The following is a 16767-nucleotide window of genomic DNA, read 5'->3' as shown; positions in this document are numbered from 1 at the left end:
ATCAAGTCCTGTAGCGGCCCACCTGAACACGGCACCCATCGGCAAGAAGATGGGTCAATGACTGCCAACGGAGCGCTCGTGACCGGTTGCATTTGGCGGCCCGGAGACCCCTGCGGTGCGGAAGGTTAACCTTTCGCTGAGGAAACTAGGGTCGCAGTCCAACATCCGATCCGTCCGGAACAGCGACGGTCTACCCGCAATCCGCGATCTTGGGCGCATCGACAAAACCGCTGAAAGTTAGGGAACTACCGTCGCCTCCGACGTTAGGGCTTGTTCGGCGGTCCAGCGGGGGAGCTGTCCATATTCCTTTTCGAACAGTTGGCCGGTGTGGTGGGCCTTCGCTCCTCTCGCCCCGAGAGATGCTTTCATGTCCAATGTTGAGGATTTTCCGGTCTCTGCCCGTCGTCAGTCGACGGAGTTCGAGGCGCTGGTCGCGGCCGGTCACGCCGCACTCGACGCCATTCCTGGGGCGGTATACCTCTGCGATGCAGAGGGACTTCTCGTCGCCTACAACAGTGAGGCGGTTGAGCTGTGGGGCCGGATGCCCGATATGGCCAAGAAGGAGCGCTTCTGCGGTTCCCATCAGCTTTATCTCCTCGATGGAACGCCGCTCGCCCACAGCGACTGCGCCATGGCGCCGTCCAGAAGGGGACGCCCGCGCGCAATGCCGAAATCATCATGGCGCGACCCGATGGCTCCCGCTTCACCGCTTTGGTCAACATCCGAGCGTTGCGCGACCGCTCCGGCCGCATCCAAGGTGCGATCAACTGCTTCCAGGACATCACGGGACGCAAGCAGATCGAGGAGGAAGTCCGCCGGACGAAGCAGGACCCGGAGGACTTCTTCGAGAATGGAGCCGTAGGTCTCCATATCGTCAGCGGTATTGTTCTCCGAGCCAACAAAGCCGAACTGGACATGCTCGGGTACAGACCCGAGGAGTACATTGGCCGCCATATCGCGGAGTTTCATGCCGACGCTCCGGTGATCGGTGACATCCTACAGCGCCTTTCATGCGGCGAACCGCTCGATCGCTATCTCGCGCGGCTGCGGGCGCGCGATGGGTCGGTGAAGCATGTGCTGATTACATCGAACAGCCGCTTCGTGGATGGCAAGTTCGTTAATACACGCTGCTTCACCATCGACGTCTCTAAACTTCATGCTGCCGAAGAGGCTCGACGAGCCAGTGAAGCCCGTCTCGCGGCGACCTATGAGGCTGCGAGCGTCGGCATCTCCGAGACAGACGAGAACGGGCGCTTCTTGCGCGTGAATGATTCCATATGCCGCATCACCGGGCGTTCGCGCGAGCAATTGCTTGGAATGACCTTCCTGGATTACACCGATCCGGATGATCAGGCGGATGACGCTGAGCTCTATGCGCAGCAAGTCCAAGGCGACATCGAGAATTACACCACCCGCAAGCGCGTATTGCGACCTGACGACTCCATGCGCCATCTCGATATTTTCAGTTCATCGGTGCGCGATTCGGACGGCCACTTCCTTTACGGCGTCCGTGTTGCCCAGGACGTCACCACCGCCAAACAGTTGGAGGATCGTTTTGCGCGAAGGCGAGCAGCGCATGCGTGACCTCCTTGAGGCATTGCCCGCCGCAATCTACACGACTGATGCTGAGGGTCGCATCAATTTCTTCAATCGGGCAGCGGTCGAAATGGCCGCAGAACCCCCCAGCCCGGCGACGAATGGTGTGTAACCTGGAAGCTTTACTGGCCCGACGGCTCGCCCCTCCCACACAATGAATGTCCGATGGCGGGGGCTCTACGCGAGAACCGCCCGGTTCGCGGTGCCGAGGCTGTTGCCGAGCGTCCAGACGGCAGACGTGTGCCTTTCATTCCCTATCCCACGCCGCTGCGCAACGCGGACGGAAAATTGTCGGCGCCATCAACATGCTCGTCGATATCAGCGAGCGCAAGCAGGCCGAGAACGCCCAAAAGGTTCTTATCGACGAATTGAACCACCGATCGAAAAACACGCTCGCCACGGTGCAGTCGCTGGCGAGCCAGACTGCCCGCCATGCTGCCGATCTGGAAGAGTTTCTGCCCACCTTCACGGGAAGGCTACTTGCGTTGGCCCGCGCGCATGACCTTCTCACGACGCGGAATTGGCAAGATGCCCCTTTCGAAAAGCTAGTCCACGATATCGTCGCTCCGGTGTCGGGCGGGCGCGTCGTGGCAGGCGGACCGCACGTCGATCTCGACCCGCGTACGGCCCTGAGTCTCACCATGGTGCTCAATGAGCTTCTGACAAATGCCGCCAAATATGGCGCACTCTCCGCGCGGGGTGGATCCGTGTCGCTCACCTGGAGGATCGTCGACGGCGAACAGTCGAAAGGCATGCTCGAATGCGAATGGCGCGAACGAGGGGGCCCCCCTGTTGTGCCGCCCAAGCGGCGAGGGTTCGGCACACGGCTGATGGAGCGCTGCATAGAACACGACCTTGCCGGAGAGTTCGAACTGGTGTTCGAGCCGGAGGGCACTAGCTGCAGCATTGCCTTTCCCGTTAGGGTCCCAGCATCCAATGGCTGAAATGTCGGGCTCCAGGGTTCTTCTCGTCGAAGACGAAGGATTGGTGGCGCTCATGATCGAAGACATGCTCGAGGAACTGGGATTGATGGTCGTTGCCTCGGCTGCCCATCTGAAAAAGGCCTGCCAGCTTGCGACGACCGCATCATCGATGTCGCGCTCCTTGATGTAAATCTGGCTGGAGAGCTTGTCTTCCCGGCGGCTCGGATCCTGCGCGCGCGGAGTATTCCTTTTCTCTTCAGCACCGGCTACGGCGGGCCTGCCTTCGAGGAGGAGTTCAGGAATGCCCCCGCGATCGGGAAGCCCTTCTCCGTCGACCAGTTGAGCGATAAATTGCAAACGCTTCTGCCGCCTCCCTAGGGCGTCTGAAGCATCCTCGTACCGGCAAGATCCGCACCGGTCCTTACAATCCCCTTTGCTGCGAGGGTAAGCTTCGAGGGTCCATCAAGCTGGCCGTTCTTCTGACCAATCTACGACCGTCACTCAGGTTTTTCGGCATTGATGTGCAGGACGAAGAGAGTGTTTCGGAATTCGTCTGTAACTTCCATCCGCCACTCCCGCCCAGGCCCCAGCTTTCCGTCAATGCCCTGCAACGTCTGACCGGCCATCACAGTCGCCTCTTTCCAGGCTGCATGTTTGTCGGGCAACTCCTCGCCGACACGGTCAATCTCCGTGTGTTCGTGAGTAACATTAAAGTAGTAGCGCGGCATCACGAATACCTCTGCTTATAAGGTACTTCCGTAACTTCTGGGCCTGTTCGCCGTTCCGCCTTCAGGTCCGATCCAACAGCTTGGCGATACACCCATTGAGTTGATCTAGTTGGAAAGGTTTGGTGAGGAGCGGTCGCTCCTGAAATCGGGCGGGTACTCCGTCGGCTCCATACCCGCTCGCGAAAACGAACGGGACGTTGCGTCGAGCGAGGACTTGGGCAACTGGCTCACTACTGGTGCGGCCAAGCAAGACGTCCAGCACAGCGAAATCGAAATTGGTGGTATTGGCGTGCTCTAGGGCGGAGACCAGATCACCGGCTTCGGCCACAACCGAATGGCCTAGCTCAGCCAGCGGCGACCCTGCCGGGTTGTCCTACATGCTTTTAGATCCCGAATCCAAGCCGACCGACCGGGAAAACTTGGAACTTCTCAGCCCAGCGTAGGTTGTGCCCTGCAACTACGGGAGGACGACCTGAACAAGAAACTTCTTCTTCTGCTATCGGCTGCCTCGCTTCTGGCGGGTCCGTCGTTTGCGCAAAATCCGCCGGCAACCGAGCGGCCCAACAACAATGCGGTCAACAGTTCCGATCAGAAAAATTCCAACAAACCGGTCGCTGGCGCAAACAGTTTCACCGAGGGCCAGGCCAAGTCGAAGATCGAGGACGCGGGCTACACCAACGTCACATCCCTCAAGAAGGACGACAACGGCGTTTGGCGCGGAAAGGCCAGTAAAGGCGGCACCTCGACCGATGTCAGTCTGGATTTCCAGGGCAACGTGAACGCGGCGAAATAACGCGCAGCAAAATTGAGAGGGATTCAAGATGACCGTTACGATTTCACGTCTCTACGACAACTATTCCGATGCGCAGCGCGCGGTGACAAGCCTGGAGGCTGCGGGTGTGCCACATTCGAATCTGAGCATCGTCGCGAACAATTCCGACAACTGGTACAGCACCGACAAGAAGGTCGATCGCGATGGCGATGGAGTGGACGATCGGGCGGAAGGTGCGGCAACGGGAGCAGGCGTGGGCGCAGGCCTCGGCGGTGCTGCTGGCTTGCTCGCTGGCCTTGGTTTGTTGGCTATCCCCGGCCTGGGTCCGGTCGTCGCGGCGGGATGGCTCGCGTCGACCGCGCTCGGTGCCGTTGCAGGCGGCGCGACGGGCGGAGTCGTCGGGGCGCTGACGCAGGCCGGCGTATCCGATGAGGAAGCTCCGCTCTATGCGGAAGGTGTGAGGCGCGGCGGCACGCTGGTTTCGGCGCGTGTGCCAGACGCGGACCGCGCGCGATACGAAGCGATCCTGAACCAGTCTGCAGTCAATCTGCGCGACCGGAGCGCAGCCTGGCAGAAGGCCGGGTGGAAGAATTACGATCCATCCGCCCAGCCTTATGGCGCGGAGGAGGTCCGGAGAGAACGGCAGCTCTACGGCACCGGAGTGCGATGAATTAGCCGGCGGCCCGCCTAGGTGGGCCGCCCTTTTGTTGCACGGTTACAATCGTCGAACTGAGGAGCCGAATATGAGTCGCGGAATGCCATCGATGACCGCCCTCTTGGGTATGCTCGCAATCGCCGGTTATCAAAATCGGGACAAGCTGGCCGATCTGTTTCGCAATGCTACCTCGGGTCAGCCGTCGGGTGCCAAAGATTCCCTGGGCGGCATGCTCGGCAATCTTGGCGGCCTTGTGGGAGGCGGCGGAGTGGGTTCGCTCCTGAACAGCGGGATCGGCGAGTTGCTCGAGCACTTCAAGCAGAACGGGCAGGGCGATGCGGCCCAATCCTGGATCAATCAGGGGCCAAACCGCGAAGTCACCCCGCCCGAACTCCAGCAGGCTATCGGTCCGGACGTTCTTCAAAAGCTGCAGCAGCAGACCGGCCTGTCTCAGCAGGAGATTCTCGACCGATTGTCGCGAGAGCTTCCGGCAGCGGTGGACAAATACACGCCGGACGGACGTCTTCCGGCGCAATCCGCGGGATAATCACAGCGATCGAGAGAGAGACATGGGCATTATCTGGACGATCATTATCGGCTTCATCGCAGGCATCATCGCGAAGTTCATCATGCCCGGGGACAACGAGCCATCGGGTTTCATCCTGACCACGATCCTGGGAATAGTGGGCGCGTTCGTTGCGACCTATCTTGGTCAGGCTCTCGGCTGGTACCGGCCAGGAGAAGGCGCGGGGCTAGTGGGGGCAGTCGTAGGCGCCATCATCGTGCTTCTCGTCTACGGTTTTGTGGCCGGTCGCAGCCGCCGGGCCATCTAACCACCGTGAACGGAATTCTTCGCGTTAGCGGTGAATGCCCGGTGTGAAAAGGTGATTGGCAAGATGAAATGGATGCTTGTTGTCCTGGTAGGAGGTATGACCCCGGTCAACACCGACCTGGTTTTCGACAAGTTTGCCGATTGCCTTGCCGCCGAGGAGCAGATGCGAAAGCACTACACGGACGCTTTCGAGGCGTGGGACCGATGGGCCGCGGCCAATATCGAGCGACGACGCGAATACACGAAGGTGCGCGACCTCCAGGCCAAACGCCTGCTCAGCAACATCGGTACGTGCGTTCCTCATGCGGGCGGCGACCCCGCGGCGCTTCAGCAGCAGAGTAGTCCCACACCTTCTCAGCCTCCCCAAAATCTCCCCACTCCGCAGCCAAGTCCGAAAACGTGACGTTTGAGCGCTCGAACGGGGGCGGTCGCAAACGAATGTTGCAGCTGCTTTCGATCCGCTCCGGTCAAGAGCGAACGGATGGCTGAAGTTGAGCTTTTGAGTACACGCCCAAATGCAGGCCCGACAGCTTGCGGGCCTCACGATGCCGACAGAACTAAAGGCGAGAGTAGGCGTTTACCGGGATCATGTCGGACGCTTTTGACTACTTCCGCGCCTACGCTGTCCGGGCTCTTTGCAAGGCCCGATCGATGCCGCAGGGTAGGATGAAGCATCTGCAGCTCGCGGCCGGACGAATTTACAATCTGCTCAAGAAAGAGGCCGTCTACGGTCCGAACACGCAGCATCTCGAGGACTTCCGGGCAGCGCAGAAGCTCGAGAGGTCCCTTGAGCGTCGGCCCGATGACGTGCCGCCCCCACAAAGTCGCTTTGGTCCGGCGGCGCGGCAAGACGCGGAACGGGAGGCTCGTTGAGTGGCTTCCGTCGACGCTCGAGCTGTAGCAAGTCTCCTGCGAGAGTACGCTCAGCGCACCGCCCTGCGTGGCGGCAATCCCTATAGGGCAAAAGCGTATTCTCGGGCCGCCGACAGCCTGGCGGCCCTTGCCGTCCCTCTGCACGTGCTCATCGCCGAAGACCGGCTTACCGAAATCCCCGGCGTCGGCGAGGCGATCGCCGAGATGATCACCAAGCTTCACAAGAGCGGCACTCATCCGAGCCTTGAGAAGCTCCGGAAGGAGATTCCGGAGGGGGTGCTCGAGATGCTCGCCGTGCCTGGTCTCCGCCCCGAGAAGGTTCTGCGCCTCTACCAGGACCTCGACATCACCTCTCTCGCGGAATTGGAGGCCGCCGCCAAGGACGACCGCATCAAGAAGGCCAAAGGGCTGGGCCCTACGCTGCAGACTAAGATCCTGCAGAACCTGGCCATCGCGAAAAGCGGAGAAGGTCGCCTCCATCTGCACCGTGCCGCCGTCCTGCTCGCGCACGCCAAGGACTCGCTCCGCAAGGCCGGGCCGGAGCTCAAGCGCGTGACGATCGCGGGCGACTTCCGCCGCGGCTGCGAATTAGTGGGCGACCTCACGATTGTTGCCGAGGCTTCCAAGGCCGACAAGACGTCGAAGGCCTCCGTGACGGACGGATTGCAGATCCGCCTGTCCGATCGCAAACACTTCGGCGCCGCCCTTCTCTTCGCCACCGGCTCTGCCGCTCACATTGAGCAGCTCCGGGCGATAGCCAGCGAGAAAGGAATGCGACTGGAGACCGACGGGTTGCACAAGGGTCGCACCCTGATCGCCGGCGACGAGGCCGAGATCTATAGTGCCCTCGGTCTGCCCTTCATCGATCCTGAACTCCGTGAGGGCCGCGGCGAGGTCGAGCTGGCCCTGAAGGGCAAGTTGCCGAAGCTCGTCACCGACAAGGACCTGCGCGGAATCCTTCATTGCCACACCGATGCCTCCGACGGCACAGAGAGATTGGAGACGATGGCCAAGGCCACGCGCCAGCGCGGCTTCGAGTATTTCGGGGTCGCCGACCATTCCAAGTCCGCGCACTACGCGGGCGGTCTCTCGGAGGAAGAGATCGCGCAGCAGCACCGGGACGCTGACCGGTTGAACAAGCGCTTCGGCAAGGATTTCCGGATCCTCAAAGGCATCGAGTCAGACATTCTGGCCGACGGCTCGCTGGACTATGCGGACGACGTGCTGCAGCGCTTCGACTTCGTGGTCGCAAGCATCCACGGCCGATTCAAACTCGACCGCAAGGCCCAGACGCAGCGCCTGCTTCGGGCCATCGCCAATCCTCACACCACCATCATCGGCCATATGACCGGGCGCCAGCTGCAGCGGCGGCCAGGCTACGAAATCGACGTCGAAAAGGTGTTGCGCGCTTGCGCGAGGCACGACGTCGTCGTCGAGATCAACGCCCATCCATGGCGCCTCGACCTGGATTGGCGCTGGCACCAGGCGGCGCTGGAGTTCGGCTGCATGCTGAGCATCAATCCCGACGCGCACTCGATCCCCGAGCTCGACCACATGCACTGGGGCGTCCAGATGGCGCGCAAGGGCGGTGTCCCCGCCGACCGCGTCCTCAACGCGATGCCTCTTCCGGAAATCACGCGCTACCTCCGCCAGAAGCGGCGCTCATTCGCCCGGGCCGCCTGATGCCGAAGCCGCACCCGCTCTCCTTGGAGGGCACAGTGGTCGCAGTTGCGGCCGATCGCGGTCACCACTTCAGCAAGCCCCCTCAGGATCGGATCGTGCTGGTGGAAGGCCACGGCGTCCAAGGCGACGCCCACGCAGGCCCATTCGTCCGGCACCGTTACCTTGCCCGCCGCCGGCCACGCCTGCCCAATCTCCGGCAGGTTCACCTGATCCCGTCCGAACTCTTCGCGACGCTACTTAGAGCCGGCTTCAAGGTCGGCGCCGGCGACCTCGGCGAGAACATCAGCACCGCCGGCTTGGCCCTCGAGTGGATGCCGCTCGGGACGCTCATTGAGCTCGGAGGCACCGCGATCGTAGAACTGACCGGCCTCCGGACGCCTTGCGTTCTGATCGACCGCTTCCAGCTCGGCCTTAAGCAACAGGTGCTCTCGTCGGCGGAAACGGGCCCTCCGTTCAAATCCGGGGTTTTGGGCGTGGTACGGGCAGGCGGGATGGTCGCGGCTGGTGATACCGCGCGGGCTCGCCTTCCGTCCTCCTCGTTTCGGCCTCTGCCGGCCGTGTAGAAAGTCCAACCATGGCTCGCAAATCGACCCTGCCATATCGCCTGCAGCCCATGCTGGCCACGTTGACGGATGCGCCGTTCGACGATCCCGATTGGGTCTTCGAGGACAAATTCGATGGTTTCCGCATGGTCTCGGAAATCCGGCGTGGTCGGGTCGCGCTCTACAGCCGCAATGGAAAGATCATCAGCCACTCCTACCTGGAGGTCGCGAAGGCGCTCGAGGGCGTGAAGGCGGACGCCGTGATCGATGGCGAGCTCGTCGCGATCGGCAAGGACGGCGCATCCCATTTCCAGTTGCTCCAGAACGCCTTGCGCCACGAGGCCAAGCTCTTGTACTGCGCGTTCGACCTCATGTTCGCGGGGGGCGAGGATCTACGCGCGCTGCCACTCCTCGAGCGCAAGAAGCGGCTAAAGGCGATCTTGCCGCGCCACAAGCTGCTCGCGTTCAGCAACCACCGCAAAGGCAAGGGAACGAAGTTTTTTGCAGAAGCCGAGCGGAGGCATCTCGAAGGAATTATGGCCAAGCGCGCCGATAGCCCATACGCGTCCGGACGCCGGACCGCCGATTGGCTGAAGGTGAAAACGGCGCAGCGGCAGGAGGTCGTGATCGCCGGCTTCACGGCGCCGCGGCGAACCCGGCCATTCTTCGGCGCCCTCGTGCTGGCGGTACGCGAAGGCGACGCATGGCGGTACATCGGCCACGTCGGCACCGGCTTCAGTCACCAGGTTCTCGAAGAGCTTCACGGCAAGCTCGTGAAGCTCAAGACAGGCAAGTCCCCGTTCCCCGCCAAGGTGAAGGATGAGCAAGTCACCACTTGGGTCCGTCGTTCGTTGGTCGCGGAAGTGAAGTTCGCCGAGTGGACCAGCAAGGGCGAGCTGCGCCAGCCAGTCTATCTCGGCCTGAGGCCGGACAAATTGGCCAAGGACGTCGTTCGCGAACAGAAATGGCCGCGAAAATAGTACGCCGAGACGAAACGTGGACCCCAGGAGTTCAACCAGCGGTGCGCTCGGATGCCGAAGGCCACGGCGGCAAGGGCGGCAGTCCGAGGGCCTTGCGTACTGGTCCGAACGACCGCCGGTGAGCTGCGCATGCACCAAGCCTGGCGAGCGCCTGATAATGAGCCGGCACCGGGTAGCCCTTGTGATCCGCGAAGCCGTAGCCGGGGTGGCGCACCTCGAGCATCCGCATGACCGTGTCGCGCTCGACTTTCGCGAGGATGGAGGCAGCGGCGATGCTGGCGGACTTGGCGTCGCCTTTGATGATGGCTTGCTGAGGGATATCGATTTCCTTCAACCGCTTTGCGTCGATCAGCAGGTGTTGCGGCGCCAACCCCAGCCCCCGGACCGCGCGCTGCATGGCCTGGATGCCCGCCCAATAGATGTTGATCGCGTCGATCTCCTCGACCTCGACGAACGCCACACACCAACTCTCTGCCTTTGCCTTGATCTCCTTCGCGAGTTCTTCGCGAGCCGCGGCGTCGAGCTTTTTCGAATCGTCGATCCCGACTATCCGCGTGCCGGGTTTCAGGATCACGGCGCCGGCGGAGACTGGACCGGCGAGAGGGCTCATTCCCGCCTCGTCCACGCCTGCCACGGCATGATGGCCGCTTTCCCAGAGAGAGGTCTCGAAGCGGAGCATCTTCCGCAGGCGTTGCCCTTCGGACCTGTTTTCAAAACGCCGTTTATCGACTGAAGCAAGGATGGCACGGGCTCCCGGGCGGGTGTCGGCCCGTAAGATCTGCTCGACGGCGGCCTCGAGCGGCCTTTTCTCGACGACGTAGCGCTGGCGCAATACATCGAGTGAATATTGGGACATAGCGGGCTTCGTGAAGACTGACTGTGGGCAGCGTGTCCGTGAACTTTGTGGCGATTGTCTGAAGTTATCCGCCCGCGTGGTCGTTGCCAGCGTGCGCGGCGATGAACATGGCGACGGCCGACCGGCAATAGGAATCGATTTCGTTGTCGTCCTCTGCTCTCGCCTGATCGAAGCGTGCGATCATCAGGAGATCGGATCCTTTGAAAAGCGCGGCAAACAAGCGGGCGGACCGGAGAGGATCGGGCACATTCAGAAGCGCCTTCGCGTGCAACTGACGCAACAGGGCCTCGATTTGGGCGATGACATGCGCGGGGCGGGCTTCGTAATGGAGCTTGCTTAACGACTTTTGATTCGCCGTGTCGGCCATGATCATGGCTTCGACATTGCGGACGTCTGATCTCAATAGCGTGCGAAGCAGGGATGATCCCACGGCCATGAGCTGATCTTCGGCCGAACCTTCGACGCCTGCAAAAAGGGCCTGTGTAAACTGATGGCAGCCGGCCGCGATGGCCGCGCTGAACAGCGCCTCCTTGTTCTCGAAGTGCCTGTAGATGCTGAGCTTGGATATCTTCGCCCGCTGGGCGACCTTGTCCAATGTCGTCGCTTGAAAACCCAATTCCACAAAGAGTTCGCGCGCGGCGTCGAGGATCGTTTGGCCAAGCGCCTCGTTGGCGGGCCGGCCGCGCCGCCCCTGTCTGTTTTCGGTCACCACAATTCCAGTACTTGACAGTATTCTAATTCTTGCATTACGATACCATATAGTATCTGAAATGTGCAAGCCAATGGGTGGGTTTCAACCTGTCCTCCAACGGAGCCCATCACCATGGATGACGTCATCATCATCGGCGGCAGCTTTGCCGGTCTCGCCGGCGCCCTGCAACTCGGCCGAGCCCGCCGCAAGGTCACCGTTCTCGATACCGGCCTGCCGCGAAACCGCTTTGCCCACCACTCGCATGGTCTGCTCGGCCACGATCACAAGCCACCGCTGGACATCCTGGCCGAGGCGCGGCAGCAGCTGGCGCGTTATCCCACGATCAGGCTGGTCGGTGCCCGGGCCGACAGCGTCTCCGGCGCCATCGACGATTTCAACGTCCTCACTGGCGATGGCGAAAGCTTTGGGGCGCGTCGTTTGATCCTGAGCTATGGCGTCGCCGACCAGATGTCTGATGTTCCGGGCTTTGCCGAAAGCTGGGGCACGTCAATCGTGCCCTGCCCCTATTGCGACGGCTTTGAAGTCGCCGGCCAGCATTGGGGCCTCGTCTGGTCCGGCCCACAGTCGCACAATCAGGCTAGGCTGTTCCTCGATTGGACCGACAAGTTGACTCTCTTTGCCGATGGTCACGACATTCCGCCCGATATCCAGGCCGATCTGGCGCGCCGCAAAATACCTGTCGTCGAGGGCCGGATCACCGAGATCGCCCATCACAAGGGTCATATCGCCACCGTCAATCTCGATACCGGCCGCAATGTCGCAGTCGACATCCTGTTCGCCCATCCGCGCAACAAGCCGTCCGCAAGCCTGCATGAATCACTGGGCCTCGCCACGGTGGATACGCCCGTCGGCATCGCCCTCAAGGTCGACGAGCGCCGCCAAACCAGCACGCCCGGCATCTACGCCGCCGGCGACCTCACCACGCCCTTCTTGCCCTCGGTCACCACGGCATCATGGCAAGGCGCGATGGCGGGTATCTTCGCCCAGCAGTCGATGCTGGTTTGAGCGCACAGTTCAGAGAGGAGCGCTCCCCGATGTCGCCGGTTCAAGTTACAGAGAACACCTTTCACAGTTCACGCAACAGCACTTTCTATTTTGCAAGCGGCCCGAGCCAAGGCACGCCGATCATCTTCGTCCATGGCTGGCCAGAACTTGCATTGAGCTGGCGGCATCAGCTTCCAATCTTCGGTGCGCTCGGCTTTCGGGCGATCGCACCGGACTTGCGGGGGCATGGAAGGTCCTCGCTCTACAGCACGCACGACGCCTACGCCCAGCGCGAACTCGTCGCCGACATGATCGAGTTGCTCGACTCCCTCGGTAAGGAAAAGGCGATCTGGGTAGGGCACGATTGGGGAGCGGTGGTCGTCTGGAACATCGCCAGCCACCATCCGGACCGTTGCCTCGCGGTCGCCAACCTGTGCATACCCTATGCCACGTTCGAGCGGGGACTTGATGTGCTCGCCGGGCTGGTCAACCGCGATCTGTACCCGCAAAGCGAATATCCGTTCGGCAACTGGGAGTACCAGCGCTTCTACGAAGAGCATTTCGAGAAAGCCACCAGCGCCATGGAGGCGAACGTCGCAGCAACCTTCAAGACGCTGTTTCGTGCGAGCAATCCCGATGGGAAAGGCAAGCCGGCGGTGTCGTCCCAGATTCGCCGAGATGGAGGCTGGTTCGGCGGAAAGGGCGTCGCTCCGAACGTTCCTCGTGATGAGCAGATCATCACCGAGCGCGACCTGCATGCCTATGTCTCCGCCTACGAGCGAACGAGCTTTTACGGCACGGCCTCCCTGTACATGAATCATGCAGCCAACGCTCGCTATGCACTCGAGGCATTGAATGACGGCCATCTCGATATGCCTGTCCTCTTTCTGGAGGCGGAATATGACCATACGTGCGACTGCGTGAACTCGCCTTTGACCGAACCGATGAAGAAGCTTTGCCGCGATCTCACGATCGAGAGGATCTCCTCAGGGCACTGGATGGCACAAGAAAAGCCTGTCGAGGTCAATGCAAGCCTCGCGCACTGGCTGGGTGCGAAGGTTCCGCAAGCCTGGCGCGGTTAAGGTGCCGGGCGGCCTCGCGCCGTCGCCCAACTCGCGCACAAAGAAAAATGGGTTTCCGGGCCGGTGTCACGGAAAACCGACTGGCCTGCTGACCCCGCAGTACACCCGGCGCCACTCCGACTAAGGATCTCCGATGACCGACGACCTTCCCATTGTGCTTCTCCATGGCTCCGCCACCGGCTCCCACTCCTGGGCCGCGGTCCGCATGGGTCTTGAGGCGCGCGGCGCCAGGGCGTTGGCACCCGACATGCTCGGCTACGGACGGTCGCCGACACCGAGCGAGGCGTGGCAGCCAAAGGACGAGGTTTCCCACCTGCGCGGCTGGCTCGACATGCAGGGCGTCGGTGCGTTCCACCTCGTCACCCACTCGCTCGGGGCATTTTTCGGACTTCACCTGCGGCTGGCCGTCGGGTCTCGCGTGGCGCGGCTCACGTTGATCGATCCTGTGGTCGTCAGCGTGCTGCGCGTGCCCGGGGAGGAAGACGCCCTGCGCGAGGGGCAGACCCTCTGCGATCGGTTCATGCGCGCGTGGCCGGATCACGGTGCGGCCGCCTGCCTGCTGGTGGAGCACTGGAGCGGCGCCGGCGCGTGGAACGCGCTGGGCGAGAAGGGGCGTGCGCTGGTTACACGGCTCGCACCGCGGCTAAGGCTCGAGATGACCGCCAGCGCAGCCGATCGGACCACGCTCGCCGAGTTCACCTCGACCGCGGTGCCGACCTTGGTGCTCGTCGGCGAGCGGACGTCGGCCGCTCCGCGGTCGGTGAGCCGTCTGCTCGCGGGAGCGTTCGACGCCCGCACAGTCGTTGTCCCCGGCGCTGCACACATGATCCCGCTGACCCACCCCGCCGCGGTCGTCGAGGCGATTCACGCCGACATGGTGGCGTCGTGAGTCGCGCCGAGCAGAAACGGCACAGCCGAGACGCGATCGTCACGTCCGCGGGCACTTCTCGATCCTAGGCGGTCGGCCTCGAGCAGCCCCGGCAACCAATTGAACTCCAATTCCAAGAGTCGCCAGTGAAGTTGTTCGGTCACACCACTCTCATCACCGGCGGGAGCGCCGGTATCGCTCTGAAGGAAACATTGACATGAAACACTCCCATCCCATCCTTGTCACCGGTGCCGCTGGCCAAGTTGGAGCGATCGGACCGAGCGTGACGAAGTTTCTGCTGGAGCGTGGGCTGAAGGTGCGCGCCATGGTCCGCCAGGATGACGGCCGGGCGGAATCTCTGAGGGCACTCGGTGCCGAGGTGATCGTCGGAGATCTGCTCGACCTGGACGCGGTGCACCGCGCCGTCGATGGCTGCAAGCGCCTGTACTTCAGCATGTCGGTCAACGAGAGGTATCTCGAGGCTACGACGAACGTGGCGGCCGTTGCCCGGCACCATGGCGTCGAAGCATTCGTCAACATGTCGCAGATGACGGTTTCGGAGATGAGCATCCGCGAGACCGCCCGCAGCCCGCAGCACAAGCAGCACTGGCTGGCCGAGCAGGTCTTGCAGTGGAGCGGTTTGCCGGTGGTCACGATGCGTCCGACCGCCTTCATGGACGCGTTCTTCTGGCGATTTGCCGTTCCGACGGTCACCGCTCAGGACGCGCTGATGTTGCCCTTCGGAGAGGGAAAGACGTCGCCAATCGCCGCCCACGATGTTGCGCGGTGCGTGACAGAGGTGTTGGCGAATCCCGAGTCTCACCTTGGAAAGGTTTACGAGCTGACCGGTCCCCGTGCGGAGACTCTTCGCGAGGTCGCCGAAGATTTCACAAGAGTCTTGGGGCGTCCAATCACGTACATGAACATTCCGATGGAACCGTGGCTGGAGATCCTGCGATCCATTGGCGCATCCGCACACGTGGTCGCGCACTTGGAATCGATGGCACTGCTGCACCGGGACGGCCGATACGACCGATCCTCGGACGATGTGAAGCTGCTGACCGGTGTGTCCCCGATGTCGATCGAGGACTTTGTGCGCGCGCATCGGGACGACTTTCAGAAGGCAGACGCGCGCAAGCCGTAATCTTTCGCTTAAAGGCCGGATGAACTGCATCGTCTCGGAAGTCCCCGGCGGTCGCCACTGCTTCCAGTGACCGGGCCAGAACAAGGACATGTCATGGCACAGCACAATGCCGATCAGGTCGCCGACTGGAATGGCCAAAGCGGGGAGCGCTGGGTCGCCCACCAGGCCCGGCTCGATGCCAGGGTGGCGGTGTTCGGCCAGGCCGCGATCGAAGCCGCAGCACCCGCCACGGGCGAACGCGTGCTGGACATCGGCTGCGGCGCGGGCGCGTCGAGTCTGGCTCTGGCCGCCCGCGTCGGCGCGGGGGGCCATGTGCTGGGCGTGGACATATCCGAACCGCTGATCGGCCGAGCGCGCGCGCTTGCGCCACCGGATACGCCGGCCCTGTTCCGGGTGGCCGACGCTGGCAGAGCCGAGCTGCCCGAGGGCGCGTTCGACATCCTGTTCTCGCGTTTCGGGGTGATGTTCTTTGACGATCCTACGGCGGCGTTCGCTCATATGCGCCGTGCGCTCAAGCCGGGCGGGCGGGTCGCTTTCGTCTGCTGGCGTGGTGCGGCCGAGAACGATTGGGTGCGATTGCCGATGGACGCGATCAAAGGCATCGTCCCGCTGACGGCGCCGCCCGATCCCGAAGTGCCCGGCCCATTCTCGTTCGGCGACCGGGGGCGGGTGGCTCGGATCCTGACGGCGGCAGGCTTCACCGATATCGCTATCGCGCCCTTCGATGCTTCCCTCCCGTTTGGCGAGGGCGCGACGCGGGACGCGGCGATCGACGACGCGGTGAAGATGACGTTCGAGGTCGGCCCGCTGTCGCGCGCGCTCGCTGATCAGCCCGACGGCATCCGCGCCCGCGCCTCGGCCGCGGTTCGTGCCGCTTTCGCGGGCCGCGCCGGCGAGCGGTCGGTGACGATCGACAGCGCGGCGTGGATCGTCACGGCGCGCAATCCGGCAAGCTGATAGCGATTAGCAGGGGAGACGCCCTGCTCGGTGGAGGGGGGCGTCTTTGACCGGTCAGCGGGACCAGATAAGGGCGTATTCGCCGGCGGTCTCGGCTCGGAGAGTAGAGAGTTATTAGTTGGCTAATCGCCCGATGGCGATCACCATGATGGGCGGCTTGTTCGTCGCGAGCTTCCTGACGCTCTTGTACCTGCCCGGAAGAGCCTGGATGAGGCCAACACTCCCCAACGGGAAGGTTGCGAACGTCCATGGAAATGGAGCTTCGAAGTCGCCGCGGTGAGCTTCGAGATTTGCGTCAAAGTCGTTTGATGGGTGCGCCCAGATGTTCGACCATCGAAGCTAAGCGCGCTCGCCGATCGGTTGAAGCTGATATTCACGGCTTGGTATCGCGATCGGCTGCCATAGCCAGTTCAAACACCGGTAATAATCTTCGGCGGTGCGCTCCTGATATTGTTGGCGCCTTACATCGCGCGCGATCGCGTCCTCGGCATGATATATGTCCCAGAGCGCGCGGGATTCGAGCTGAACCCTTGAAGTCCGAATGACGCGGTCGTGCTGAAATCGCTGAAATGCAGTGATT

At 62.4% G+C, this 16767-nt stretch carries 17 protein-coding genes and 1 pseudogene; 14 read left to right on the top strand and 4 right to left on the bottom strand.

Going from position 1 to position 16767, the window contains the following annotated elements; genetic code table 11:
* The first annotated feature begins 367 nt into the window (after positions 1–367).
* A pseudogene (locus IVB32_RS12805) lies at positions 368–2540 on the top strand (PAS domain S-box protein).
* A gap of 476 nt (positions 2541–3016) precedes the next feature.
* Here IVB32_RS12805 and IVB32_RS12800 read toward each other — a convergent pair.
* Entirely contained in the window at positions 3017–3247 is a 231-nt protein-coding gene (locus tag IVB32_RS12800; protein WP_085357347.1) for a hypothetical protein, read from the bottom strand.
* Between the two features lie 472 nt (positions 3248–3719).
* On the opposite strand from IVB32_RS12800, the gene IVB32_RS12795 reads away from it, so the two are divergent.
* The 8 genes from IVB32_RS12795 (at position 3720) to ligD (ending at position 9584) form a co-directional block, all read left to right on the top strand.
* Positions 3720–4040 carry a hypothetical protein gene (locus IVB32_RS12795; protein WP_247368853.1) on the top strand — a complete coding sequence of 107 codons (321 nt, stop codon included), beginning with the start codon at positions 3720–3722 and terminating at the stop codon, positions 4038–4040.
* Positions 4041–4068: 28 nt separating this feature from the next.
* Positions 4069–4689: a general stress protein gene (locus IVB32_RS12790; RefSeq protein ID WP_247368827.1), complete on the top strand. Its 621-nt coding sequence runs from the start codon at positions 4069–4071 to the stop codon at positions 4687–4689.
* Between the two features lie 73 nt (positions 4690–4762).
* Positions 4763–5221 (top strand): YidB family protein, encoded by a 459-nt coding sequence (locus tag IVB32_RS12785; protein ID WP_247368825.1) that lies wholly within the window; start codon positions 4763–4765, stop codon positions 5219–5221.
* Between the two features lie 22 nt (positions 5222–5243).
* Entirely contained in the window at positions 5244–5507 is a 264-nt protein-coding gene (locus tag IVB32_RS12780; RefSeq protein WP_247368824.1) for a GlsB/YeaQ/YmgE family stress response membrane protein, read from the top strand.
* A gap of 63 nt (positions 5508–5570) precedes the next feature.
* On the top strand, positions 5571–5909 hold the full coding sequence (locus IVB32_RS12775; protein WP_346659039.1) for a hypothetical protein: 339 nt from the start codon (positions 5571–5573) through the stop codon (positions 5907–5909).
* A gap of 470 nt (positions 5910–6379) precedes the next feature.
* Positions 6380–8062, top strand: a complete 1683-nt coding sequence (locus IVB32_RS12770; protein ID WP_247368819.1) for a DNA polymerase/3'-5' exonuclease PolX — start codon at positions 6380–6382, stop codon at positions 8060–8062.
* Positions 8062–8625: an MOSC domain-containing protein gene (locus IVB32_RS12765; protein ID WP_249804578.1), complete on the top strand. Its 564-nt coding sequence runs from the start codon at positions 8062–8064 to the stop codon at positions 8623–8625. Before IVB32_RS12770 ends, IVB32_RS12765 begins: the two co-directional genes overlap by 1 nt.
* An 11-nt stretch (positions 8626–8636) precedes the next feature.
* Entirely contained in the window at positions 8637–9584 is a 948-nt protein-coding gene (ligD, locus tag IVB32_RS12760; protein ID WP_247368817.1) for a non-homologous end-joining DNA ligase, read from the top strand.
* Positions 9585–9615: 31 nt separating this feature from the next.
* Here ligD and IVB32_RS12755 read toward each other — a convergent pair whose 3' ends face one another.
* Together IVB32_RS12755 and IVB32_RS12750 are read right to left on the bottom strand one after the other, a co-directional pair.
* The gene (locus IVB32_RS12755) at positions 9616–10440 is read right to left on the bottom strand and encodes a ribonuclease HII (RefSeq protein WP_247368814.1); all 825 of its coding nucleotides are present in this window, start codon (positions 10438–10440) and stop codon (positions 9616–9618) included.
* A 64-nt stretch (positions 10441–10504) separates the two neighbouring features.
* Complete coding sequence (locus IVB32_RS12750; RefSeq protein WP_247368810.1) at positions 10505–11149, bottom strand: TetR/AcrR family transcriptional regulator; 645 nt, start codon at positions 11147–11149, stop codon at positions 10505–10507.
* Between the two features lie 114 nt (positions 11150–11263).
* Here IVB32_RS12750 and IVB32_RS12745 point away from each other — a divergent pair, with 114 nt between their 5' ends.
* The 5 genes from IVB32_RS12745 to IVB32_RS12725 all read left to right on the top strand — a co-directional run bounded on the left by IVB32_RS12745 (position 11264) and on the right by IVB32_RS12725 (position 16187).
* The gene (locus tag IVB32_RS12745; RefSeq protein ID WP_247368807.1) at positions 11264–12157 is read left to right on the top strand and encodes an NAD(P)/FAD-dependent oxidoreductase; all 894 of its coding nucleotides are present in this window, start codon (positions 11264–11266) and stop codon (positions 12155–12157) included.
* Positions 12158–12186: 29 nt separating this feature from the next.
* Positions 12187–13218, top strand: a complete 1032-nt coding sequence (locus IVB32_RS12740) for an alpha/beta hydrolase (protein WP_247410469.1) — start codon at positions 12187–12189, stop codon at positions 13216–13218.
* Between the two features lie 133 nt (positions 13219–13351).
* Positions 13352–14107 carry an alpha/beta fold hydrolase gene (locus IVB32_RS12735; protein WP_247368801.1) on the top strand — a complete coding sequence of 252 codons (756 nt, stop codon included), beginning with the start codon at positions 13352–13354 and terminating at the stop codon, positions 14105–14107.
* Positions 14108–14303: 196 nt separating this feature from the next.
* Positions 14304–15230 carry an NmrA family NAD(P)-binding protein gene (locus IVB32_RS12730; protein WP_247368799.1) on the top strand — a complete coding sequence of 309 codons (927 nt, stop codon included), beginning with the start codon at positions 14304–14306 and terminating at the stop codon, positions 15228–15230.
* A 93-nt stretch (positions 15231–15323) separates the two neighbouring features.
* Entirely contained in the window at positions 15324–16187 is an 864-nt protein-coding gene (locus IVB32_RS12725) for a methyltransferase domain-containing protein (protein WP_247368796.1), read from the top strand.
* A 339-nt stretch (positions 16188–16526) separates the two neighbouring features.
* On the opposite strand, the gene IVB32_RS12720 is transcribed toward IVB32_RS12725, so the two are convergent.
* The coding region (locus tag IVB32_RS12720) for a hypothetical protein (RefSeq protein WP_247410467.1) at positions 16527–16767 on the bottom strand (241 nt) is incomplete at its 5' end.

This window comes from Bradyrhizobium sp. 23, assembly GCF_023073295.1.
Taxonomy (GTDB): domain Bacteria; phylum Pseudomonadota; class Alphaproteobacteria; order Rhizobiales; family Xanthobacteraceae; genus Bradyrhizobium; species Bradyrhizobium canariense_D.
The sequence above is the reverse complement of the archived record's forward strand: the minus strand, read 5'-3'. Positions and strand labels throughout refer to the sequence as shown.